General features: G+C 70.7%; 23 protein-coding genes and 1 riboswitch. Of the genes, 18 read left to right on the top strand and 5 right to left on the bottom strand.

The annotated features are described in order from the left end of the window. From glyA to gcvT, 3 genes are all read right to left on the bottom strand, one after another. Positions 1 to 842, bottom strand: an 842-nt coding sequence (glyA, locus tag ACFU5F_RS20125) for a serine hydroxymethyltransferase (protein ID WP_383888880.1), incomplete at its 3' end; no start/stop codon positions are given. A gap of 18 nt (positions 843 to 860) precedes the next feature. Next, positions 861 to 1,238 (bottom strand): glycine cleavage system protein GcvH, encoded by a 378-nt coding sequence (gcvH, locus tag ACFU5F_RS20130; protein ID WP_013000532.1) that lies wholly within the window; start codon positions 1,236 to 1,238, stop codon positions 861 to 863. Positions 1,239 to 1,449: 211 nt separating this feature from the next. Then, positions 1,450 to 2,577 carry a glycine cleavage system aminomethyltransferase GcvT gene (gene gcvT / locus ACFU5F_RS20135; protein WP_383888882.1) on the bottom strand — a complete coding sequence of 376 codons (1,128 nt, stop codon included), beginning with the start codon at positions 2,575 to 2,577 and terminating at the stop codon, positions 1,450 to 1,452. 173 nt (positions 2,578 to 2,750) lie between these two features. Beyond that, positions 2,751 to 2,847, bottom strand: a riboswitch (glycine riboswitch). 214 nt (positions 2,848 to 3,061) lie between these two features. Between gcvT and ACFU5F_RS20140 the strand changes: the two genes are divergently transcribed. The 10 genes from ACFU5F_RS20140 (at position 3,062) to ACFU5F_RS20185 (ending at position 13,780) form a co-directional block, all read left to right on the top strand. Then, positions 3,062 to 3,733: an AAA family ATPase gene (locus ACFU5F_RS20140; RefSeq protein ID WP_383888885.1), complete on the top strand. Its 672-nt coding sequence runs from the start codon at positions 3,062 to 3,064 to the stop codon at positions 3,731 to 3,733. A gap of 88 nt (positions 3,734 to 3,821) precedes the next feature. Next, the gene (locus ACFU5F_RS20145; protein ID WP_383888887.1) at positions 3,822 to 4,598 is read left to right on the top strand and encodes an enhanced serine sensitivity protein SseB; all 777 of its coding nucleotides are present in this window, start codon (positions 3,822 to 3,824) and stop codon (positions 4,596 to 4,598) included. 191 nt (positions 4,599 to 4,789) lie between these two features. Continuing rightward, the gene (locus ACFU5F_RS20150) at positions 4,790 to 5,548 is read left to right on the top strand and encodes an enhanced serine sensitivity protein SseB C-terminal domain-containing protein (protein ID WP_383889033.1); all 759 of its coding nucleotides are present in this window, start codon (positions 4,790 to 4,792) and stop codon (positions 5,546 to 5,548) included. 327 nt (positions 5,549 to 5,875) lie between these two features. Then, positions 5,876 to 6,874 (top strand): ABC transporter permease, encoded by a 999-nt coding sequence (locus ACFU5F_RS20155; RefSeq protein ID WP_383888890.1) that lies wholly within the window; start codon positions 5,876 to 5,878, stop codon positions 6,872 to 6,874. Between the two features lie 74 nt (positions 6,875 to 6,948). After that, entirely contained in the window at positions 6,949 to 8,706 is a 1,758-nt protein-coding gene (locus tag ACFU5F_RS20160; protein ID WP_383888893.1) for an ABC transporter substrate-binding protein, read from the top strand. A 69-nt stretch (positions 8,707 to 8,775) separates the two neighbouring features. Continuing rightward, positions 8,776 to 9,783, top strand: coding sequence for an ABC transporter permease (locus tag ACFU5F_RS20165; RefSeq protein ID WP_200308327.1), 1,008 nt, complete (start codon positions 8,776 to 8,778; stop codon positions 9,781 to 9,783). Further along, on the top strand, positions 9,780 to 10,874 hold the full coding sequence (locus tag ACFU5F_RS20170; protein WP_383888895.1) for an ABC transporter ATP-binding protein: 1,095 nt from the start codon (positions 9,780 to 9,782) through the stop codon (positions 10,872 to 10,874). The genes ACFU5F_RS20165 and ACFU5F_RS20170 overlap by 4 nt, the downstream gene beginning before the upstream one ends. Next, positions 10,871 to 12,124 carry an ABC transporter ATP-binding protein gene (locus ACFU5F_RS20175; RefSeq protein ID WP_383888898.1) on the top strand — a complete coding sequence of 418 codons (1,254 nt, stop codon included), beginning with the start codon at positions 10,871 to 10,873 and terminating at the stop codon, positions 12,122 to 12,124. The genes ACFU5F_RS20170 and ACFU5F_RS20175 overlap by 4 nt, the downstream gene beginning before the upstream one ends. Positions 12,125 to 12,148: 24 nt before the next feature. Further along, positions 12,149 to 12,823: a trimeric intracellular cation channel family protein gene (locus ACFU5F_RS20180; RefSeq protein WP_383888900.1), complete on the top strand. Its 675-nt coding sequence runs from the start codon at positions 12,149 to 12,151 to the stop codon at positions 12,821 to 12,823. Between the two features lie 102 nt (positions 12,824 to 12,925). Then, the gene (locus ACFU5F_RS20185) at positions 12,926 to 13,780 is read left to right on the top strand and encodes a thioesterase family protein (protein ID WP_383888903.1); all 855 of its coding nucleotides are present in this window, start codon (positions 12,926 to 12,928) and stop codon (positions 13,778 to 13,780) included. A 476-nt stretch (positions 13,781 to 14,256) separates the two neighbouring features. Here ACFU5F_RS20185 and ACFU5F_RS20190 read toward each other — a convergent pair whose 3' ends face one another. After that, positions 14,257 to 14,883 (bottom strand): TetR family transcriptional regulator, encoded by a 627-nt coding sequence (locus ACFU5F_RS20190; RefSeq protein WP_383888906.1) that lies wholly within the window; start codon positions 14,881 to 14,883, stop codon positions 14,257 to 14,259. Between the two features lie 148 nt (positions 14,884 to 15,031). On the opposite strand from ACFU5F_RS20190, the gene ACFU5F_RS20195 reads away from it, so the two are divergent. The 3 genes from ACFU5F_RS20195 (at position 15,032) to ACFU5F_RS20205 (ending at position 16,830) form a co-directional block, all read left to right on the top strand. Then, positions 15,032 to 15,196: a hypothetical protein gene (locus tag ACFU5F_RS20195; protein WP_013000518.1), complete on the top strand. Its 165-nt coding sequence runs from the start codon at positions 15,032 to 15,034 to the stop codon at positions 15,194 to 15,196. Positions 15,197 to 15,288: 92 nt separating this feature from the next. Further along, the gene (locus ACFU5F_RS20200; protein WP_383888909.1) at positions 15,289 to 15,579 is read left to right on the top strand and encodes a DUF4190 domain-containing protein; all 291 of its coding nucleotides are present in this window, start codon (positions 15,289 to 15,291) and stop codon (positions 15,577 to 15,579) included. An 81-nt stretch (positions 15,580 to 15,660) separates the two neighbouring features. Continuing rightward, a complete protein-coding gene (locus ACFU5F_RS20205; protein ID WP_383888911.1) occupies positions 15,661 to 16,830 on the top strand; it encodes a cysteine desulfurase family protein in 1,170 nt (389 codons plus the stop codon). 15 nt (positions 16,831 to 16,845) lie between these two features. On the opposite strand, the gene ACFU5F_RS20210 is transcribed toward ACFU5F_RS20205, so the two are convergent. Next, positions 16,846 to 17,565 carry an N-acetylmuramoyl-L-alanine amidase gene (locus tag ACFU5F_RS20210; RefSeq protein ID WP_383888914.1) on the bottom strand — a complete coding sequence of 240 codons (720 nt, stop codon included), beginning with the start codon at positions 17,563 to 17,565 and terminating at the stop codon, positions 16,846 to 16,848. Positions 17,566 to 17,625: 60 nt separating this feature from the next. Between ACFU5F_RS20210 and mnmA the strand changes: the two genes are divergently transcribed. From mnmA to ACFU5F_RS20235, 5 genes are all read left to right on the top strand, one after another. Further along, positions 17,626 to 18,756, top strand: a complete 1,131-nt coding sequence (gene mnmA / locus ACFU5F_RS20215) for a tRNA 2-thiouridine(34) synthase MnmA (protein WP_383888917.1) — start codon at positions 17,626 to 17,628, stop codon at positions 18,754 to 18,756. 348 nt (positions 18,757 to 19,104) lie between these two features. Beyond that, positions 19,105 to 19,878, top strand: a complete 774-nt coding sequence (locus ACFU5F_RS20220; protein WP_383888922.1) for a class I SAM-dependent methyltransferase — start codon at positions 19,105 to 19,107, stop codon at positions 19,876 to 19,878. Between the two features lie 9 nt (positions 19,879 to 19,887). Further along, positions 19,888 to 20,427 carry a TIGR00730 family Rossman fold protein gene (locus tag ACFU5F_RS20225; RefSeq protein WP_383888925.1) on the top strand — a complete coding sequence of 180 codons (540 nt, stop codon included), beginning with the start codon at positions 19,888 to 19,890 and terminating at the stop codon, positions 20,425 to 20,427. A gap of 40 nt (positions 20,428 to 20,467) precedes the next feature. After that, on the top strand, positions 20,468 to 21,157 hold the full coding sequence (locus ACFU5F_RS20230) for an SDR family oxidoreductase (RefSeq protein WP_383888928.1): 690 nt from the start codon (positions 20,468 to 20,470) through the stop codon (positions 21,155 to 21,157). 152 nt (positions 21,158 to 21,309) lie between these two features. Further along, a complete protein-coding gene (locus ACFU5F_RS20235; RefSeq protein WP_383888931.1) occupies positions 21,310 to 22,320 on the top strand; it encodes a methionine synthase in 1,011 nt (336 codons plus the stop codon). The last annotated feature ends 11 nt before the right edge of the window (positions 22,321 to 22,331 follow it).

Genomic DNA, 22,331 nt, shown 5'->3' on the forward strand with positions numbered 1-22,331 from the left:
TCCTCCGACGCGGCGACCTTGAAGGACACCGCCTTGGCCGCGATGACGTGCTCCAGCGGACCGCCCTGGAAGCCGGGGAAGACCGAGGAGTTCAGCTTCTTGGCGAACTCCTTGCTGCGGGCCAGGATGATGCCGCCGCGCGGGCCGCCGAGTGTCTTGTGGGTCGTGGAGGTGACCACGTCGGCGTACTCGACCGGGTTGGGGTGCAGCCCGGCGGCCACCAGACCCGCGAAGTGCGCCATGTCCACCCACAGCAACGCGCCGGTCTCGTCGGCGATCCGGCGGAACGCGGCGAAGTCCAGCTGCCGCGGATACGCCGACCACCCCGCGATGATCACCTTCGGGCGGTGCTCCTTGGCCAGCCGCTCGACCTCGTCCATGTCGACGAGACCGGAGTCGTCCACGTGGTAGGCCACCACGTCGAACTGCTTGCCGGAGAAGTTCAGGCGCATGCCGTGGGTGAGGTGGCCGCCGTGGGCCAGGTCCAGGCCGAGGATGGTGTCGCCGGGCTGGGCGAGTGCGAACAGGGCGGCCTGGTTGGCGGAGGCGCCGGAGTGCGGCTGGACGTTGGCGTACTCCGCGCCGAACAGGTCCTTGAGGCGGTCGATCGCGATCTGCTCGGTGACGTCGACGTGCTCGCAGCCGCCGTAGTAGCGGCGGCCCGGGTAGCCCTCGGCGTACTTGTTGGTCAGGACGGTGCCCTGGGCCTCCATCACCGCGAGGGGGGCGAAGTTCTCGGAGGCGATCATCTCCAGGGTGGACTGCTGGCGGTGCAGCTCCGCGTCGACGGCGGCGGCGACCTCGGGGTCCAGCTCGTGCAGGGGCGTGTTCAGAAGCGACATGCGTGCGACCTCGTCCTCTCAGCCGGCGGTGTGGGCGGCGTACTCGTCGGCGGAGAGCAGATCGTCCGGCTCGCCCGCGACCCGTACCTTGAACAGCCAGCCACCCTCGAACGGGGCGGTGTTCACCAGCGACGGGTCGTTGACGACGTCCTCGTTGATCTCGGTGATCTCACCGGAGACCGGCGAGTACAGGTCGCTCACCGACTTCGTGGACTCCAGTTCGCCGCAGGTCTCGCCCGCTTCGACCGTGGAGCCCACGTCGGGGAGCTGGGCGTAGACGACATCGCCGAGCGCGTTCGCCGCGAACTCCGTGATGCCGACCGTCGAGACGCCGTCCTCGGCGACCGACAGCCACTCGTGCTCCTTGCTGTAACGCAGCTGCTGGGGGTTGCTCATGGCCTGAATTCTCCTGTACGCGGGGGAGTGGTGTGAAAGGGGGACTGCTGAAACCGCTGTTGAACAGCGCGGATGTGCCCAGGGTCACCTCAAGGTCCGCACGACGCCGCTTCCGGACGACTACGTATACGACCACGCATACGCCTGCGCACGCATGCTCGCAGCTGAACGGCCACCGAAGCGTGCCCACGGCCGCACGGCTACGAAGGTGTCACTTCCGCCGCTTGTAGAACGGCAGGGCCACGACCTCGTACGGCTCGTGGCTGCCCCGGATGTCCACGCCCACACCGACGGTGCCCGGGGCGGCGTGCGAGGCGTCGACGTACGCCATGGCGATGGGCCTGCCCAGCGTCGGGGAGGGCGCGCCGGAGGTGACCTCGCCGATCACCCGACCGTCCGCGACGACCGCGTACCCGGCACGCGGCACCCGGCGGCCCTCGGCGACCAGCCCGACGAGGACGCGCGGCGGGGCCGAGGCGGCACGCTCCGCGGCCGCCGTCAGGGCCGTGCGCCCGACGAAGTCGCCCTCCTTGTCGAACTTCACGACCCGGCCGAGCCCGGCGTCGAACGGCGTCAGCCCGGTGGACAGCTCGTGCCCGTACAGCGGCATGCCCGCCTCCAGGCGGAGCGTGTCCCGGCAGGACAGCCCGCAGGGCACCAGGCCGACGCCCTCGCCGGCCTTGGTCAGCGCCTGCCACAGCTCGACGGCGTGCTCGGGCTTCACGAACAGCTCGAAGCCGTCCTCGCCGGTGTACCCGGTGCGCGCGATCAGCGCCGGGACCCCGGCGACCGTGCCCGGCAGGCCCGCGTAGTACTTCAGAGCGTCGAGGTCGGCGTCGGTGAGGGCGGCCAGGATGCCGGGCGACTCGGGGCCCTGGACGGCGAGCAGCGCGTACGCGTCCCGGTCGTCCCGCACCTCGGCGTCGAACCCGGCGGCACGCTCGACGAGCGCGTCCAGCACCACCTGGGCGTTGGAGGCGTTCGCGACGACGAGGTACTCCGTGTCCGCGAGCCGGTAGACGATCAGGTCGTCGAGAATGCCGCCGTCCTCACGGCAGATCATGGTGTAGCGGGCGCGGCCGGGCCTCACGCCGCCGATGTGACCGACCAGGGCGTGATCGAGCAGCGCGGCGGCCCCCGGACCCGAGACGGTGATCTCGCCCATGTGGGAGAGGTCGAAGAGACCGGCCCTCGTGCGGACGGCGAGGTGCTCGTCACGCTCGGAGCCGTAACGCAGGGGCATGTCCCAGCCTGCGAAGTCGGTCATCGTCGCACCGAGCGAGCGATGCAGGGCATCGAGCGCGGTACGGCGCGATCCAGCGGTGGGGCTACTGCTCATCGGTTTGCTCCCGGGGCATGACAGGCGAGGACGATCCTCCCCATCTGTCATCGGAACCTGAGAGGTTCACCGCGACCGTACGTACCGGTGATCGTGACGTACCGGTGATCGTGGTTTGCACCTTGGGTGGAGCCGTCCTCCGTCGAGAGGTGCGGCCCGCTTTTCAGATGTGCCTCGCCCGCGCGGTAACTGGGCCTGAGAGATTCAAGGGAGGGACTTGCTCCTTCGGCGCCCCAGCGAGACTGCTGGGAGCTCTCCCGCGCGGATTCAAGCGGCCGGTATGCAGTTGGCGCGCACATCATTGCACGCATCGACGTGGCGCGGCAGGGGGACCTTCACTGGTGAGGGCGGCGAGCGGGAGCGGACACACCGGTTCGTAGCACTCTTGTGGCAGGACGAGGACTCAACCAGGAGGGATCGGGCATTACCTTCTCTTTACAGTCTGTGGGGATGGGACTCCATACCCCTGGGGAGGACGATCACGGTGAACAGGACCACGGCGTACGCGACGACCTCGGGCATCACCGCCATGCCCAAGCAGCCCGTCGCACCGGCCGGTGAGGCGTGCGGCCCGTTCCCGAGGGCGGTCGTCCGCGACCTCAGGGAGCGTGCCGGGCGCAGCCCGCACGGACTGTCCTTCGGACCACGCGACCTGGTGGTGGTGACCGGGCTTCCCGGCAGCGGCAAGTCCACGCTGATGCGGCGGAGCGTGCCGGGCGTGCGGATCGACTCCCAGGACACCCGCGACCGCTTCGACGCGCGCTTCGCCCGCCGCCTGCCGTACGCGGTCTACCGGCCCTTCGTGCGCCTCGCGCACTACGTGGGACTGCGGCGCGCCCTCCGCTCGGGGGAGGGCGTCGTCGTGCACGACTGCGGGGCGCAGGCGTGGGTGCGCAGCTGGCTGGCGCGGGAGGCCGGACGGCGGGGCGGCACGCTGCATCTGCTGCTGCTCGACGTGACGGCGGACGAGGCGCGGGACGGGCAGCGGGAGCGGGGGCGTGGCGTGTCGCGGTACGCGTTCGCCCGGCACCGCGGTGCGATGACCAGACTGCTGCGGGCCGTGGAGAAGGGACGGCTGCCACAGGGGTGCGGGGCGGCGGTGCTGATCGACCGGGCGGCGGCGGACGTGCTGAAGCGGATCGACTTCACGGGATAGGAGGCGGCTCCCGAAGGGCGCGCCCGCGGCCCGGGAGCAATTAAGGTGCAGGGACAACAGCATCACGGAGCAAAGCGGTAGGCAGCAGATGGACTTCCCGGCGGACTTTCCGGCACAGGCGCATCCCCACGGGCACGGCGGGTGGCCCGGCAACGAGCTGGAGGAGGTGCTCTCCGCGTCACTCGGTGTGCCCCAGCCCGGGGCGCGGATCGTGGAGGTGCTGGCCCGCAGCTTCGTCTGGGTGCCGCTCCCGGAGGGCGGCGGCCCGAGCAGCGGCCAGCTCGACCTGCCCACGATGGAGTTCGACGGCCAGGCGTACGTGCCGGTGTTCACGTCCGAGGAGCAGTTCCGCCAGGTCGTCGGGAACCACATGTCGTTCACGATCGCCCCGGCCGTCGAGTTCGCGCGCGGCCTGCCCCCGCAGATCGGCCTCGCCCTCAACCCGGACGGCGTCGTGGGGATGCCGCTGCCGCCGCCCGCGGTGGCCGAACTGTGCCGGGCCGGACGGACCCCGCTGGACGGCTCGGCGAACGGCGCCCGCGTACGGCTGTTCGAGCCGGACTGGCAGGACGATCCCGTGGACTTCCTCGCGGCCGCCTCGGGGGAGTTCGCCGCGACCGGGGTGGTCCTCTCCGCCCGCCGCTGCCTCGCCGCCATCGAGACCGCCGACCCCGTCATGTTCATCGGCGTCGAGCTGACCTCCTGGGAGGCCGACCGCGGTCTGCCCCTGGCCGCCCTCGGCCGGGCCCTCGCCGGGGCCCCGGTCCCCTGGCCGGTCAACATGGTCTTCCTGGACGTCGCCCAGGACCCGGTGGGCGACTGGCTCCGCGAGAAGGTGCGGCCCTTCTACCAACAGGGGTACTGACCAGCGCGCCCCGAAACGGTGCGGGGAGCGGCGCGACCAGCCACGACACACCCGCGGCCCGCGACGTACGGCAACGCCCGAGCCCTGACCGGCTCAACCGGCACACCACCTAAGCTGTCTCCTACAACCAGGGTCCAACACGAAGGACGGCCAACGTGAGCGGCAGCATCGCCACCGGGCAGGTCGAGCACATGCTGCGGCAGGTGACGCCCGGGCGTTACGACGCCTACGAGGCGCTGCTGCGTGCCCTCGCCACCCCGTCCTCCGGCCAGATCTGGATGCTGCTCTGGCACGGCCAGGGCGGCTCCCCGGACGCCCAGTACGGGAACATGGAGGTCGACGGGTTCAACTACGCCCCCTGTGTGACTTCCGCCCAGGAGCTCTCCGCCAGTGGCTGGAACCGCAGTTACGAGGTGGTCGACGGCCTCGACGTGGCCCGCACGCTCTACCCCGACCACTACGGCCTCTGGCTGAACCCGCACGCGCCGGGCGGCGGCGTCGGCATCCCCTGGCTCGATCTGCGCCGGATCGCCACCGGCCTGGAGCGGCAGCCCGCCGGCCCGCTCCGGCTGTCCGAGCCGGCCATCGACATCCCCCAGTTCTACGGCCTGCTGACCCAGAACGCGCACCGCACGCCCGCCGTGCGCTCGCTGCGGCGCGCCTGGGTGCAGCCGGCGCTCGGTGCGCCCTACCTGGCGATCGGCCTCGACGTGTACGACACCTCGCCGTCGGCCGTGGACTCGGTGCGCGCGATGATGCAGCAGTCCATCGGCGCCGTCCCGGACGGTCTGCCCGTCTCCACGGTCGCGATGTCCGACGAGTACGACCCGGTCGCCATGTGGCTGCGGGCCGGCGCCCGCCCGTTCTACGACCGCGAGGCCCACGCGGCCCCGGCCGCCCGGGCGCAGGCCCCGGCGGCGGGCGGCTACGGGTATCCGAGCCGGTACTGAGCCGCCCCGTCGGCGTTCCCCCCGCCTCGACCGCTCAACAGAGCGTCACGTCCGGATAGCGGAACCGCGCTGGCCACATCACGGTTGCGCATACTTTCGCCGTCGGGTCTGGTGCCTGATCGCGCGGCCGTTGAAGACTCCCCCAGAGCGATGGGGGGATGCGGCGAACGCGCTGTTCATACGGTGGAGTTCTCCGCCGTGCCCCTCCCTCGTACTCAGCAGTAGTCACAGAGCAGGCGAGACAGCAGTGGTGACGGACCGCACCGCAGACCCGGGCGGCCGCCAGGCACAGTCGGCAACCACCGGCACGGGCAAGCACGAGGGACGATGACCGCACCCATTGAGACGACCGGATCGCAGGCCGAGGCGCAGCCCGAAGCCGTGCTGGAAGGTGTCGAGGCCAAGAAGATCGAGGGCCGTTCGCTCGGCCAGATCGCCTGGACCCGCTTCAAGCGCGACAAGGTGGCCGTCGCCGGCGGTCTCATCGTCGTCCTGCTGATCCTGATCGCGGCCCTCTCCCGGCCGCTGCAGTCGATGCTGGGGCTGGACCCCAACGCGTTCAACCAGGACCTGATCGACCCCAACACCTCCCTCCCCAAGGGCGACTTCGGCGGGATGAGCTGGGACCACCCGCTCGGTGTCGAGCCGAAGTTCGGCCGCGACATCCTCGCCCGCATCCTGGAGGGCTCCTGGGTCTCCCTGGTGGTGGCCTTCGGCGCGACGATCCTGTCCAACGCCATCGGCGTGGTGCTGGGTCTGGTCGCCGGCTACTACGGCGGCCGGGTCGACACCGTCGTCAGCCGGCTGATGGACACCTTCCTGGCGTTCCCGCTGCTGCTTTTCGCGATCGCCATCTCCGCGACGCTGCAGGGCGGCGCCTTCGGTCTCGAAGGACTGCCCCTGCACATCTCGGTGCTGATCTTCGTGATCGGCTTCTTCAACTGGCCCTACATGGGACGCATCGTGCGCGGCCAGACCCTGGCGCTGCGGGAGCGTGAGTTCATCGACGCCTCGCGGGGGATGGGCGCCGGCGGCCCGTACGTCCTGTTCAAGGAGCTGCTGCCCAACCTCGTCGCGCCGATCATCGTCTACTCGACGCTGCTCATCCCGACCAACATCATCTTCGAGGCGTCGCTCAGCTTCCTCGGCGTCGGGATCCAGCCGCCGCAGGCCTCCTGGGGCGGCATGCTCAACCAGGCGGTCGACTTCTTCGAGGTCGACCCGCAGTACATGATCGTTCCCGGCCTCGCGATCTTCATCACGGTGCTGGCCTTCAACCTCCTCGGTGACGGCCTCCGGGACGCCCTCGACCCCCGCAGCCGCTGACGTCTGCGACCGCGGCCCGGTTGTGGCCCGAAGTCCCACACAACTGTCCAACTACGAAGGAGAAACCGACCATCATGCGAAGGTCAGCAATGGCCGCTGTCGCGGTTGTGAGCAGCGCCGGCCTGCTTCTGTCCGCCTGCAGCAAGGCGGAAGACGGCACGGAGGACACCCCCAAGGGCGCCGGCGCCAACGCCGCGACCACGGGCGTCGTCAACGAGTCCACCCACAAGGGCGGAACGGTCACCTACGCGAGCACCGACGCCCCCGAGTCCCTCGACCCGGGCAACATGTACTACGCGTACGGCTTCAACTTCAGCCGCCTCTACGCGCGTCCGCTGATGACCTTCAAGCCCGGCCCGGGCGAGAAGGGCAACGAGCTGGTCCCCGACCTCGCCGAGAGCGCGGGTACCCCCAGCGACGGCGGCAAGACCTGGACGTACAAGATCCGCAAGGGTGTCAAGTACGAGGACGGCACCGAGGTCACCTCCAAGGACGTCAAGTACGCCGTGGAGCGCTCGAACTTCGCGCGTGACGTGCTCTCGCTGGGCCCGAACTACTTCCAGCAGATGCTGAACGACCCGAAGAAGTACAAGGGTCCCTACGCCGACAAGAGCGACAAGGGCATCTCCTCCATAGAGACCCCGGACGACTACACGATCGTCTTCAAGCTCAACAAGGCGTTCTCCGAGTTCGACTACCTGGCGAGCATGCCGCAGACGGCTCCGGTGCCGAAGGCCAAGGACACCGGCGTCGACTACACCAAGAAGGTCGTCTCCACCGGCTCGTACAAGTTCCAGAAGTACGACGAGGGCAAGCAGATCGTCCTCGTCCGCAACACGGAGTGGGACGCCAAGACGGACCCGCTGCGCAAGCAGTACCCGGACAAGATCGTGGTGAACCTGAAGGTCAACAAGGCCACCATCGACAATGACGTCATGGCCGGCGACACCATGATCGACATCCAGGGCACCGGTGTCGACGCCCAGACCCAGGCCAAGGTCCTCGGGAAGAAGGACCTGAAGGCCAACACGGACAACGCGTCAGGCGGCCGTCTCGTCTACACGGCGATCAACACCAAGGTCGCGCCGTTCGACAACATCGACTGCCGCAAGGCCGTCGAGTACGCGATCGACAAGGTCGCCGTGCAGACCGCCATGGGTGGCCCGATCCGCGGTGACATCGCCTCCACGGTGCTGCCCCCGGACGTCACGGGCTACGAGAAGGCCGACATGTACGCCACCCCCGGCAACAAGGGTGACGTCACCAAGGCCAAGGAGAGCCTGAAGGCCTGCGGCAAGGAGGGCGGCTTCAAGACCTCCATCTCCGCCCGCACCGACCGTCAGGGCGAGGTCGACGCGGCCACCGCGGTCGTCGAGGCGCTGAAGAAGGTCGGCATCCAGGCCGACATCAAGCAGTACCCGTCGGGCAAGTACTTCTCCGACTACGCGGGTGTGCCGGCGTTCAACAAGAAGAACGACATCGGCCTCATCATGATGCAGTGGGGTTCCGACTGGCCCACGGGCTACGGCTTCCTGCAGCAGATCGTGCACGGCAAGGCCATCGGCCAGTCCGGCAACACCAACCTGTCCGAGCTGGACGACCCCGCGGTGAACAAGCTGCTGGACGACGCGATCGGCAACACGGACGAGGCTGCCCGCACCGCCGCCTACACCGAGGTCGACAAGAAGGTCATGGAGCAGGCCGCCATCGTGCCCCTGACCTACTTCAAGGTCCTGCTGTACCGCTCGCCGTACGCCACCAACCTGGTGTCGTCCTCGGCCTTCAGCGGTCAGTACGACTACCTCAACATCGGTGCCAAGGAAAAGAAGTAGCCCCGGAAGGCAGGTGAAGGCATTGGCGCCCGCGGGTGAGCACACCCGCGGGCGCCGGCGCCGGTCCTCGTGATCTCGTACATCATCCGCCGGACGATCGCGGCGGTGATCCTGCTGCTCGTCGTCACCGCGGTCACCTTCGGCATCTTCTTCATCCTGCCGAAGCTCGCCGGACAGACCGCCGACCAGCTGGCACAGCAGTACATCGGCAAGAACCCCTCGCCCGAGGACATCGCGGCGGTCAAGCGGAACCTCGGCCTGGACCAGCCGGTCTACGAGCAGTACTGGAACTTCATCAAGGGCATTGTCTCCGGTGCCACGTACGACCTGGGGCCCACCACCGTCCGCTGTGACGCCCCCTGCTTCGGCTACTCCTTCAAGGACCACCTTGAGGTCTGGCCGCAGCTCACCAGCCGGCTGCCGGTGACCATCTCGCTCGCCTCCGGCGCCGCCGTGCTGTGGCTGCTGGGCGGTATCACGGCCGGTGTCATCTCGGCCCTGAAGCCCGGCTCGTTCTTCGACCGGGCCGCCATGGGCGTGGCGCTCGCGGGCGTCTCCCTGCCCATGTTCTTCACCGGCCAGCTCGCCCTGCTGCTGTTCAGTTACCAGCTGGAGATCTTCGGCCGGACGTACGTCCCCTTCACCGAGAACCCCTCGCAGTGGGCGAACACCCTCTTCCTGCCGTGGTGCTCGCTCGCCCTCCTCTATTCGGCCATCTACGCCCGGCTCACCCGCTCGGGCATGCTGGAGACGATGAACGAGGACTACATCCGCACCGCGAGGGCCAAGGGCCTGCGGGAGCGCAACGTGGTCGTGAAGCACGGTCTGCGGGCCGCGCTGACCCCGTTGGTGACGGTCTTCGGCATGGACGTCGGCCTGCTCCTCGGCGGTGCCCTGATCACCGAGACCGTGTTCTCGCTGCACGGCATCGGCGAGTACGCGGTCCAGTCGATCAGCGCCAACGACCTGCCCCCGATCCTCGGGGTGACCCTGCTCGCGGCGTTCTTCGTCGTCTTCATGAACCTTGTGGTGGACCTGCTGTACGCCACGATCGACCCGCGGGTGAGGCTCTCGTGACCGAACTGTCCAAGACCGGGGCCGCCGTGGGCGAGCCCGCACGCGCCGGGGACGCCCCCACGGCGTTCCTCGAAGTGCGCGACCTCAAGGTGCACTTCCCCACCGACGACGGTCTGGTCAAGTCCGTCGACGGCCTCTCCTTCCAGCTGGAGAAGGGCAAGACCCTCGGCATCGTGGGCGAGTCCGGCTCCGGCAAGTCGGTGACCTCGCTGGCGATCATGGGTCTGCACCGGCTCGGCGCGCGCGGCAAGAACGTGCGGATGTCCGGCGAGATCTGGCTCGACGGCAAGGAACTCGTCGGGGCGAGCCCCGACGAGGTGCGCCGGCTGCGCGGCCGCGACATGGCGATGATCTTCCAGGACCCGCTGTCCGCGATGCACCCGTACTACAAGGTCGGCAGCCAGATCGTCGAGGCGTACCGGGTCCACCACGACGTCAGCAAGAAGGTCGCCCGCAAGCGCGCGATCGAACTCCTCGACCGCGTCGGCATCCCGGAGCCCCACAAGCGCGTCGACGGCTACCCGCACGAGTTCTCCGGCGGTATGCGCCAGCGCGCCATGATCGCCATGGCCCTGGTCAACAACCCCGAACTGCTGATCGCCGACGAGCCCACGACCGCCCTGGACGTCACCGTCCAGGCGCAGATCCTGGACCTCATCCGAGACCTGCAGAAGGAGTTCGGCTCCGCGGTCATCATCATCACGCACGACCTCGGGGTGGTCGCCGAGATCGCCGACGACATCCTCGTGATGTACGGCGGCCGCTGCGTCGAGCGCGGCCCGGTCGACGGCATCTTCCACCAGCCGCAGCACCCCTACACCTGGGGCCTGCTCGGCTCGATGCCGCGCATCGACCGCGCCCAGACCGACCGGCTCATCCCGGTCAAGGGCCAGCCGCCGAGCCTCATCAACGTGCCCTCGGGCTGCGCCTTCAACCCGCGCTGCCCCTACGCGGACGTCCCCAAGGACAACATCACCCGCACCGAGCGCCCCGACCTGCGCGAGGTCGGCGGCCGGCACTTCACCGCCTGCCACCTGTCGCAGGAGGACCGTACGCGGATCTGGACCGAAGAGATTGCGCCGAAGCTGTGAGCGAGACTGAGACCCGGGCCGCCGTGCCGGCCCCGCGCGCCGACGCCGACGAGAAACCGCTGCTCAGGGTCGAGGGCCTGGTCAAGCACTTCCCCATCAAGAAGGGCCTGCTCCAGCGGCAGGTCGGGGCGGTCAAGGCCGTCGACGGCATCGACTTCGAGGTGCGCCGGGGCGAGACCCTCGGCGTCGTCGGCGAGTCCGGCTGCGGCAAGTCGACCATGGGCCGGCTCATCACCCGCCTGCTGGAGCCGTCCGGCGGCAAGGTCGAGTTCGACGGCACGGACATCACGCATCTCAAGACCGCCGGGATGCGCCCGCTGCGCCGCGACGTCCAGATGATCTTCCAGGACCCGTACGGCTCGCTGAACCCCCGGCACACCATCGGCACCATCGTCTCGGCGCCGTTCAAGCTCCAGGGCGTCCAGCCCGAGGGCGGGGTGAAGAAGGAGGTCCAGGGCCTCCTGGAGCTGGTGGGCCTGAGCCCCGAGCACTACAACCGCTATCCGCACGAGTTCTCCGGCGGCCAGCGCCAGCGCATCGGCATCGCCCGCGCGCTCGCCCTGAAGCCCCGGATGGTCGTCGCGGACGAGCCGGTCTCCGCGCTCGACGTGTCCATCCAGGCCCAGGTCGTCAACCTGATGGACGACCTCCAGGACGAGCTCGGCCTGACGTACGTGATCATCGCGCACGACCTCTCGGTGGTCCGCCACGTCTCCGACCGCATCGCCGTGATGTATCTCGGCAAGATCGTGGAGCTGGCCGACCGGGACTCCCTGTACACGGCGCCGATGCACCCCTACACCAAGGCGCTGCTGTCGGCCGTGCCGATCCCGGACCCGTCGCGCCGTGGCGCCAAGAGCGAGCGCATCCTGCTCAAGGGCGACGTGCCCTCGCCGATCGCGCCGCCGAGCGGCTGCCGCTTCCACACCCGGTGCTGGAAGGCCACGCAGGTCTGCACGACCACCGAGCCGCCGCTGGCCGAGCTGAGGCCGGGGCAGCGGGTCGCCTGCCACCACCCCGAGAACTTCGAGGACCAGCAGCCGCAGGACGTCGTCCTGCTGACGGCCGCGAAGGAGGCGGCCGAGCTGGTACCGGACACGGTGAAGAAGACCGAGGCGCCGGCCGCGACGACGGTGACGGAACCGTCCTCCGCCACGGAACCGCCCGAGGCGGCGGAACCCCCCGCCGAGACCGAGGCCGCCAAGGAACCCAAGGCCGCCAAGGACCCCGGCGACGCCGACGACAAGTAAGTGAGAACGAGCCCCCGCCTTGCAATGGAAGGCGGGGGCTCGCTGCTGCGCCACAATGTAGGGGTGTCTCCCTACCCGCTCGACCTGATCGGCATCTTCGTCTTCGCGATCTCCGGCGCGCTGCTGGCCGTCCGCAAGAACTTCGACATCTTCGGCATCGCCGTCCTCGCCGAGGTGACCGCCCTCGGCGGCGGACTCTTCCGTGACCTGGTCATCGGTGCCGTACCGCCGGCCGCCTTCACCGACCTCGGCTACTTCGTCACCCCGCTGCTCGCCGCCCTCCTCGTCTTCTTCCTGCACCCGCACGTGGAGCGCATCCAGTCCGGGGTCAACGTCTTCGACGCGGCCGGCCTCGGCCTGTTCTGCGTCGCGGGCACGGCGAAGGCGTACGACTACGGCCTCGGCCTGACCGCCTCCCTCGTCCTCGGTCTCGCCACGGCGGTCGGCGGCGGTGTGCTGCGGGACGTCCTCGCCAACGAGGTGCCCTCGCTGCTGCGCTGGGACCGCGACCTGTACGCCGTGCCCGCGATGGTCGGCGCCGGGATGGTCGTCCTGTGCATCAGCCAGGACGCCCTGACCCCCGTCACCTCGGCCCTCGCCGCGATCACGGCCTTCGTGCTGCGGCTGCTCGCGATGCGGTACCACTGGCGGGCGCCACGGGCCTGGAACCGGCGGTCGGCGGCGGTCGAGGAGGGATGAGACCGGTGGGGGAGAGGAGGGGCGACCGGGTCGGCCCGGGGTGAGACGTCACCGCAACACATAAAGCTACCGCTTAGTAATCACTTGATGTACGGTTCACCCATGCCCGAAGCAGCTTCCGTGCAGGCCACCGTCGGCGACAGCGAGTTCGACCGGGACACCGCGGTCACCCGGCGGGGACCCGGCGTCTACGACATCGACCTCTCCGCCGGCTGGACCATCATCGGTGCCGTCAACGGCGGCTACCTCCTCGCCGTCCTCGGCCGCGCCCTCGCCGACGCGCTGCCGCACGGTGACCCGTTCACGATCTCTGCGCACTACCTGACCGCTTCCCAGCCGGGCCCGGCGGTCGTCCGCACGGACGTCGTCCGCGCCGGCAGGACCCTGTCCACCGGGCAGGCCTCCCTCTTCCAGTACGACGACGCCGGCCGCGAGGTCGAGCGGATACGGGTCCTCGCCTCCTACGGCGACCTCGACGCCCTCCCGGACGACGTCCGTACGACGGCGACGCCACCCGCGATCCCGCCGGTCGAGCAGTGCTTCGGCCCGCAGGACGCGCCCGGCCCCGTCCCCGGCGGCTCCGCGATCACCGACCGGCTGTTCCTGAAGCTGGACCCCGCGACCCTCGGCTGGGCCCTCGGCGCGCCCTCGGGCAGGGGTGAGATGCGGTCCTGGTTCGGTCTTGCCGACGGCCGTGACGCCGACCCGTTCTCCCTGCTCCTCGCGGTGGACGCGCTGCCGCCCACCGCCTTCGAGATGGGCCTCGAGGGCTGGGTCCCGACGGTCGAGCTGACCGTCCACGTCCGGTGCCGCCCGGCGCCGGGCCCGCTCCGCGTCGCCATCACCACCCGCAACCTCGCGGGCGGCTTCCTGGAGGAGGACGCGGAGGTCTGGGACAGCGCGGACCGGCTGGTCGCGCAGTCCCGGCAACTGGCCCGCGCGAGGCTGTCCGACTGAGGCACCCGGGCCGGTGCCTCGGGGAGGGCTTCGCCGTTCGCACAGGGCCGGCACAGCGCGGACCCAAGGGAGCCCCAAGTCGCGTTGATTCGATGCTGCTCACGAACTCCTCATCGTTCTGGAGCTGCCTCTCGTGAAGCACGCGCGTCTCGTCCCCGCCGTCGTTCTGCCGGCGGCCGCACCCCTCTTCCTGGTGGCGCGCGGCTCCGGCGACTCCTCGTCGTCCACCTCGGGCAACGGCTCCTCGGGCGGGCAGAGCCGCCAGGCCCCGTCGGGTGCTCCGTCCGGTGCCCCCTCGGGTGCCCCCTCCGGCCGGCCCGCCGCGAACGGTCAGGCCCCGTCCGGCAACCCCCTCGGGTGCTCCCTCGGAGGGCGCTCCCTCGGACCGGCCTTCCGATGCGCCGAGCGGCGGCCCCGGCGGGGGCGGGCAGAACGGCGGTCCCGGCGATGGTGGGGGCTGCGGTGGCCTCGGCGGTTCAGTCCAGCCAGTGACGGCAGCCGATGCTGATCAGCCGCATGCGGCGGCTCGCCAGCCGGGTCGCCCGGACGCGTTCCTCCGTCGGGGCGTCCAGAACCGCCAGGAACAGGGAGGCGGTCACCAGCATCTGATCGACGTACAGCCCCGCCAGCATGAGCCGGTCGTCGTCGGTCCACCCGCCGGTCTCCGGCCGTTTGGCCAGTTCGCCGCCCACCTCCTCGGCGAACCGGGCCAGTTGGTCCTGGATGGCGTCCCGTACCGGCTGGACGCCGCCGTGCCGTTCGCGCGCGATGAACCTGACGTGTGCGGGGTACGCGTCCACATGGCGGGCGATCAGGTCGACGGCACGCTCGATGAGTTCGTCGCTGTCGCCCACCGCCGACATCAGATCCCCGAGCACCGGGTGCAGACTTCCGAGCACCTCCTCGACCAGTGCGACACCGAGGTCCGCGGTCGACCGGAAGTGCCGGTAGAACGCGGTGGGGGCGACGCCCACGGCCCGGGTGACCTCGCGCAGTCCGAGGCTGCTGAGGCTCTGCTCCTCCAGCAGACCGAGCGCGGCGTCCATGAGCGCCTGCCGGGTCCTCTGCTTCTGGACCTGCCGGATGCCGAGGGTGTGACTCATGCCATGCAGTTAACAACTGTTCTCCGTAAATGCAAAGCCGGGTGACGCGCTAGACTTGGCAGTCAGTGAACAGTTGTAACCACAATCGTTCACCCAGTCGTCACCGCACCGACCGAACCGACGAACCGAAACGAGAGGCGGGTCCGCCATGTTGTTCCTGGTCGCCGCACTACTGCTGCTGGGTGTCGTCCTCGGCACCGTCGCCCATGTGCCGATGGCCGTCTCGTCCGCCCTGGCGGCCGGTATCGCCCTCTGGCTGGCGGTCTTCGCCTACCGCGAGCGCCACGCCCGCCGGAGCCGCACCACCGACTGACCCCGCACCGCCGACCGTCCGTTCGCCACCGACTCGCCGTTCCCCGCCGAACGACCGTCCCCCGAGAGCCCGCAGTAGGGAGCAGACCGACCATGCAGCTCACCGCCGCACGTCAGCAGACCGGTACGACCACCGCCCCCACCCGTACCGGGGGCCGGGACGCCGACGGCATGGCCGTCGCCTCCTTCGTCCTCGGCCTCCTGGGCCTGCTCGTCCTCAACCTCTTCCTCGGCCCCATCGCCATCGTCCTGGCGGCCGTCGCCCTGAAGCGCGGCACGACGCGACGGGGCCGGGCCTTCCTGGGCCTCGGGCTGGGGGTCGCCGACCTGGTGGTCCTGGCCGCGCTGATGCAGAGCACGGACACCATCTCCTGGAGCTTCTGACACGGGGCCGAGTGCCGTGCCGGCCCGGGTCCGAGAGCACCCCGAGGCCGCCCGCACGGGGCCCCGTAGAATCGGCTCACCATGGCTTACCTCGACCACGCGGCGACCACCCCGATGCTCCCCGAGGCGGCAGAGGCCCTGACCGCTCAGCTGAGCGTCACCGGCAACGCCTCCTCGCTGCACGCCTCCGGCCGCCGAGCGCGGCGCACCGTCGAGGAGGCCCGCGAGATCCTCGCCGAAGCCCTCGGAGCCCGGCCGAGCGAGGTGGTCCTCACCTCCGGCGGAACCGAGGCCGACAATCTCGCCGTGAAGGGCCTGTACTGGTCCCGCCGCGCCACCGACCCGGCCCGCACCCGCGTCCTCGCCAGCCCCGTCGAGCACCACGCGGTCCTCGACGCCGTCCACTGGCTCGGCGAACACGAGGGCGCCACCGTCGAGTACCTCCCGGTCGACACGTACGGCAGGGTCCACCCGGACGCCCTGCGCGAGGCCATCGCCCGCAACCCCGACGACCTCGCCCTCGCCACCGTCATGTGGGCCAACAACGAGATCGGCACCATCCAGCCGGTCCGCGAACTCGCCGACGTGGCCCAGGAGTTCGGCGTCCCGCTGCACGCCGACGCGGTCCAGGCCTTCGGTCAGATCCCGGTCGACTTCGGCGCCTCCGGCCTCGCCGCCATGACCGTCTCCGGCCACAAGATCGGCGGCCCGTACGGCATCGGCGCTCTGCTGCTGGGCCGCGAGTACAGCCCCGTACCCGTCCTGCACGGCGGGGGCCAGGAGCGCCACGTCCGCTCCGGCACCCTCGACGTCCCGGCCGTCGCCTCCTTCGCGGTCGCCGGACGGCTCGCCGCCGAGCAGCAGGAGTGGTTCGCCCGGGAGATCGGCGCCCTGCGCGACGCCCTGGCCGAGGCGGTCCGTACGGCGGTGCCGGACGCGATCCTGGGCGGCGACCCGGCCCCGGGAGGACGCCTCCCGGCCAACGCGCATTTCACCTTCCCGGGCTGTGAGGGCGACTCCCTGCTGCTCCTCCTCGACGCCCAGGGCATCGAGTGCTCCACGGGCTCCGCCTGCACCGCCGGTGTCGCCCAGCCGAGCCACGTCCTCCTCGCCACCGGCACCGACCCCGAGCTCGCCCGTGGCACCCTCCGCTTCTCCCTCGGCCACACCTCCACCGAGGCGGACGTCGAGGCGGTCGCCAAGGCCATCGGGCCGGTGGTGGAACGCGCCCGCAACGCGGGCCTGAGCTGAGCAGCGGCTGTCGCGTCAGGCGGACGTCGACGCCCCGGCGGCCGCCGCCGCGCGGACCAGTTTCATGTAGCGGTCCCAGTCCCAGCCCTCGCCGGGGTCGGTGTGGTCCGTCCCCGGGACCTCGACATGGCCGAGGATGTGCTCACGGTCGAGAGGGATGTCGTACCGCGCGCAGATCCGGGCCGTCAGCCGCGCCGAGGCCTCGTACATCTCGGCGGTGAAGTCCTCGGGCTTCTCCACGAAGCCCTCGTGCTCGATGCCGACACTGCGCTCGTTGTAGTCGCGGTTGCCCGCGTGGTAGGCGACGTCCAGCTCGCGGATCATCTGGGTGACGCGGCCGTCCTTGCGGACGATGTAGTGCGCGGCCGCGCCGTGCGCCGGGTCCCGGAAGACCTTGACCGCGCTGGCGAAACTGCCCTGGGTGACATGGATGATCACCATGTCTATGCCGAAGTCGTCCGGCCGGTCCGCCAGCCGCCAGTTCGCGTCCGAGGCCTCGATCCACTTCGCGCCCGCGTAGTCGACCTCGCCCTCCTTGCGCGGCTTCGTGACCCCGGGCACCCGCCACCACGCGCGCGTCAGCTCGTCCTTCGCCACCACGGCCGTACCGACCGCGGCCACGGCCGTGCCGATGAGCAGCGCCCGGCGCCCGACGCGTCGGCCCGTGTCCCCGCCGCCGGAGGCGCTCGCACCGCCGCCCCCGGATCCGCTCTTCGAAGCCCTTCTCGTTCCCACGAGACCGTCAACGGATATGCGCGGGCTCCGGTTCCCGGCGCCCCGTACCCTGGAAGGGTTATGACTGAGATCTCGCAGCGCCCCCGCCCCCTCCGTGTCCTCGCCGCCATGTCCGGCGGGGTCGACTCCGCCGTGGCCGCCGCCCGCGCCGCGGAAGCCGGGCACGACGTGACGGGCGTCCACCTGGCGCTGTCCGCCAACCCGCAGTCGTTCCGGACCGGCGCGCGCGGCTGCTGCACGATCGAGGACTCCCGGGACGCCCGCCGCGCCGCCGACGTCATCGGCATCCCCTTCTACGTGTGGGACCTCGCCGAGCGCTTCCGCGAGGACGTCGTCGAGGACTTCGTCGCCGAGTACGAGGCCGGACGCACCCCGAACCCCTGCCTGCGCTGCAACGAGAAGATCAAGTTCGCGGCCCTGCTCGACAAGGCCCTCGCCCTGGGCTTCGACGCCGTCTGTACCGGCCACTACGCCCAGGTGCTCGTGCGCGAGGACGGCACCCGGGAGCTGCACCGCGCCTCCGACATGGCCAAGGACCAGTCGTACGTCCTCGGCGTGCTCGACGACCGGCAGCTCGCCCACGCCATGTTCCCCCTCGGCGACACCGTGACGACGAAGGACGAGATCCGCGCCGAAGCCGAGCGCAGGGGGCTCGCCGTCGCCAAGAAGCCCGACTCCCACGACATCTGCTTCATCGCCGACGGCGACACCCAGGGCTTCCTCGCGAACCGACTGGGCCGCTCCGAGGGCGACATCGTCGACGAGTCCGGCACCGTCCTGGGCACCCACGAGGGCGCGTACGGCTACACCATCGGCCAGCGCAAGGGCCTGCGCATCGGCACGCCCGCCCCCGACGGCAAGCCGCGCTACGTCCTCGACATCTCCCCGGTGAACAACACGGTGACGGTCGGCCCGGCGTCCTCCCTCGACGTCGAGGGACTGACCGCGATCCGCCCCCGCTGGTGCGGCGCGGCCCCCACGGGCCCCGGTACCTACACCGCCCAGCTCCGCGCCCACGGCGGCGAGACCGAGGTCCGCGCCGAGCTGGTCGACGGCACCCTGGAGGTGTCCTTCACGGAGCCCGTCCGCGGGGTGGCCCCCGGTCAGGCGATCGTGCTGTACGACGGCACGCGCGTGGTGGGCTCCGCGACGATCGCCTCCACCACGCGCGTGCGGGCGGGTGTCGCCTAGACAGGCACTGGGGCCAGGCCCACGGCCACGATCGTCCCTCCTCGGGTAGCCGTCCCCGCGTACGCGGCGCAGGCTGCTTGGTGAGCTTCGAGCTCGTCCAAGGGGCCCCCGGCGGGCCGTAGGGGGACGAAGGAGGTCGCCATGACAGCCACAGATCCGGCAGGACAGGCGGGAAACCCGTCCCAGGACCCTTCCCGGGACCCGTCCCCGGACCCGTCGCTGCACCTGAGTCCGTCACGAGACGCGCCTCGCGATCCGTCACGGGACGTGCCTCGGGACCCGTCCCGCGATCCGTACCGTGATCCGCTCCGGGACGCGGCGAGGAACCGTCGGAGTCTCGGTCACCGGATGCGGTACGCCCTGCGCCACCCCAGGCGCATGCCCGCGCACGCCCGGCGGGTGGCGCGGGACACCTGGCTGCAGCTCAAGCACCGCGACCACATCTCCTACTACCGGGCCGTCATGGCCGCCGACACGGCACGCAGCCCCGAGGCGGCCGTCGGGCACAACCCGTCCGTCGAGAAGTGGGAACGCGTCGGCCGGATGCAGTTCGACTACCTGCTACGGCACGGCCTGGAGCCCCGGCACCGGATGCTGGAGATCGGCTGCGGGAACCTGCGGGCCGGGCGCCTGTTCATCGACCACCTGGACGCCGGGAACTACTACGGCATCGACATCTCGCCGGCCATCCTCATGGAGGCCCAGCGCACCCTCGCCCGCGAGGGCCTGCAGGCCAAACTCCCGCACCTCGCGCTCGTCGCCGACCTCACGTTCGCCTTCCTGCCCGCCGGTCACTTCGACGTCGTCCACGCGCACAGCGTGTTCTCCCATTCGCCGCCGCACGTCATCGAGCAGTGCCTCGCGCACGTCGGCCGCGTCCTCGCCCCCGGTGGCTACTTCGACTTCACCTTCGGCCGCACCGAGGGCGCGGAACACCAGGTGCTGCACGAGGACTTCTACTACCGGACCGAGACGCTCGTCGACCTGGCGCGGCAACACGGCCTGTCCGCCCGGCTGATGGACGACTGGGAGGATCTGCCGCACCGGCAGTCGAGGATCCGCGCGACGCTCGCCGGGGAAGCCGACGAACGAGCGGACCCCGATGTCGGTTCCGCCCCCTAACGTGGACCCATGAACATCTGCGTCTTCCTCTCCGCCGCCGACCTCGCCGACCGTTACACGCGCCCCGCGAAGGAGTTCGCCACGCTGATCGGCAAGGGCGGGCACACCCTGGTGTGGGGCGGCTCGGACGTCGGGCTGATGAAGGTGGTCGCCGACGGTGTGCAGGAGGCGGGCGGCCGACTGCTGGGCGTCTCCGTCGAGTTCCTGTCGGCCAAGGCGCGGCCGAACACGGACGAGATGGTGGTCGCGCGGGACCTCGGCGAGCGCAAGCGGCTGCTGCTGGAGAAGGCCGACGCGGTCGTCGTCATGGTCGGCGGGACCGGCACCCTCGACGAGGCGACCGAGATCCTGGAGCTGAAGAAGCACGGCCACACCGAGATGCCGGTCGTCCTGCTCAACACCGCGGGCTTCTACGACGGCCTGAAGGAGCAGTTCCGGCGCATGGAGGACGAGGGCTTCCTGCCCCGGCCGCTCACCGACCTGGTCTTCTTCGCCGAGGAGCCGGTCGGGGCGCTGGCGTACCTGGAGGAGAGCCGGGGCGTCGCCTGAGACGTTTCCCGTCCCGCTCCGGTGATGCGAGCATGACCGCATGGCTACTCATGTGATCACCGGGGCGGGTTCCGGCATCGGCGCGGTCGTCGCCCGACGGCTGCACGAACGGGGGGACGACCTCGTGCTGCACGCGCGCGACGCGGGACGCGCGAAGGAACTGGCCGCCCAGTTCCCGGGGGCGAGGACGCTGGTCGGCGATCTGGCGGACCCGGACAAGATCTCCTGGGCCTTCTCCCACCAGAGCCTGCCGGACCGGGTGGACTCGCTGCTGCACATCGCGGGCGTGGTCGACCTCGGCCCGGTCGGCGAGCTGACGCCGAAGACCTGGCGCCATCAGCTCAACGTCAATCTCGTCGCCCCCGCCGAACTGACCCGTCACTTCCTGCCCCAACTCCGGGCCGCCCGCGGGCACGTGATCTTCGTCAACTCCGGCGCGGGGCTCAACGCGCACGCGGACTGGTCGGCGTACGCCGCGTCCAAGCACGGGCTCAAGGCGCTGGCGGACTCCCTGCGGTGGGAGGAGCACGGCAACGGGGTGCGGGTGACCACGGTCTACCCCGGCCGCACCGCCAGCCCCATGCAGGCGAAGGTGCACCAGCAGGAGGGCAAGGAGTACGACCCGTCCCGCTGGATCGCCCCCGAGTCGGTCGCCACGACGATCCTCATGGCGCTGGACCTGCCCCGCGACGCGGAGGTGAACGACCTGACGGTCCGCCCGGGCGCCTGAGAACCCTGCCGAGCGAGCTGGGAAGCAGAGGCTGGGCCCCTGCTTCCCCGGCCCGCAGGACCTGGGTTTTCAGGGCGCGGGGAACTGCGCGACCAGCCCCTGCGCACCCGCACCCGACAACGCGCCCCCAGCGGAGCCGTACGCTTCGGGGCGTGAGCGAAGACATCAGTTTCGGGCCCGCCACCGGCGTAGGGTCCATGCCCGGCGGGGACGCCCGAGAAGCCGCCAAGACCGTCACCGGCACCTTCGAGTGGCCGGAGACAGGTATGGCACACCTCCCCGAACTCCCCGCCCGAGGCCCCGGCGCCGACATGATCGGCAGAACCGCCGGGATGCTGGTCGAGCTGTACGCGCGCGTGGAGCCCAGCGGCTGGCGGCTCGGCGACCGCCCGGGCCGCGACTCCCGGCGGGCCCGCTCGTGGCTGGGCGAGGACCTGGACGCGCTGGAGGAGTACGCCCGGGAGTACACGGGCCCGCTGAAGGTCCAGGCCGTCGGTCCGTGGACACTCGCCGCCGCCCTGGAACTGAGGAACGGCGAGGTGGCCCTCTCCGACCCCGGCGCCTGCCGCGACCTCGCCGGCTCGCTCGCCGAGGGTCTGCGCCAGCACCTCGCGGAGCTCCGACGGCGCGCCCCGGGAGCCCAGCTCGTCCTCCAGCTCGACGAGCCCTCCCTCATCGCCGTGCTGCGCGGCCAGGTAAGGAGCGCCAGCGGCTACCGCACGCACCGCGCCGTCGACCGTCAACTCGTCGAGGCGACACTGAGGAACGTCATCGACGCCGCGCAGGGCACGGTGATCGTGCACTCGTGCGCTCCCGACGTGCCGTTCGCGCTCCTGCGCCGCGCAGGCGCCACCGGGATCTCCTTCGACTTCACGCTGCTCACCGAGCGTGACGACGACGCGATCGGCGAAGCGGCCGAGGGGGGAACCAAGCTGCTGGCCGGTGTCGTGCCGACCACGGAGGGGGCATTGTCGGACCCTGCCGGTAGCGTCATGGGTGTCAGGACGCTGTGGCGCAGGCTGGGACTGCATCCGGGGCTTCTCGCGGACGCGGTCACGCTCACTCCGACGTGCGGGCTCGCGGGAGTCTCCCCGGCGTACGCGCGTACGGCGCTCGCGCACTGCGTCAAGGCGGCGAGATCCCTCGCGGACAACCCAGAGTAACGGGAGGACGA

The sequence above is a fragment of the Streptomyces sp. NPDC057438 genome (assembly GCF_042802995.1).
In the GTDB taxonomy this organism is placed as follows: domain Bacteria; phylum Actinomycetota; class Actinomycetes; order Streptomycetales; family Streptomycetaceae; genus Streptomyces.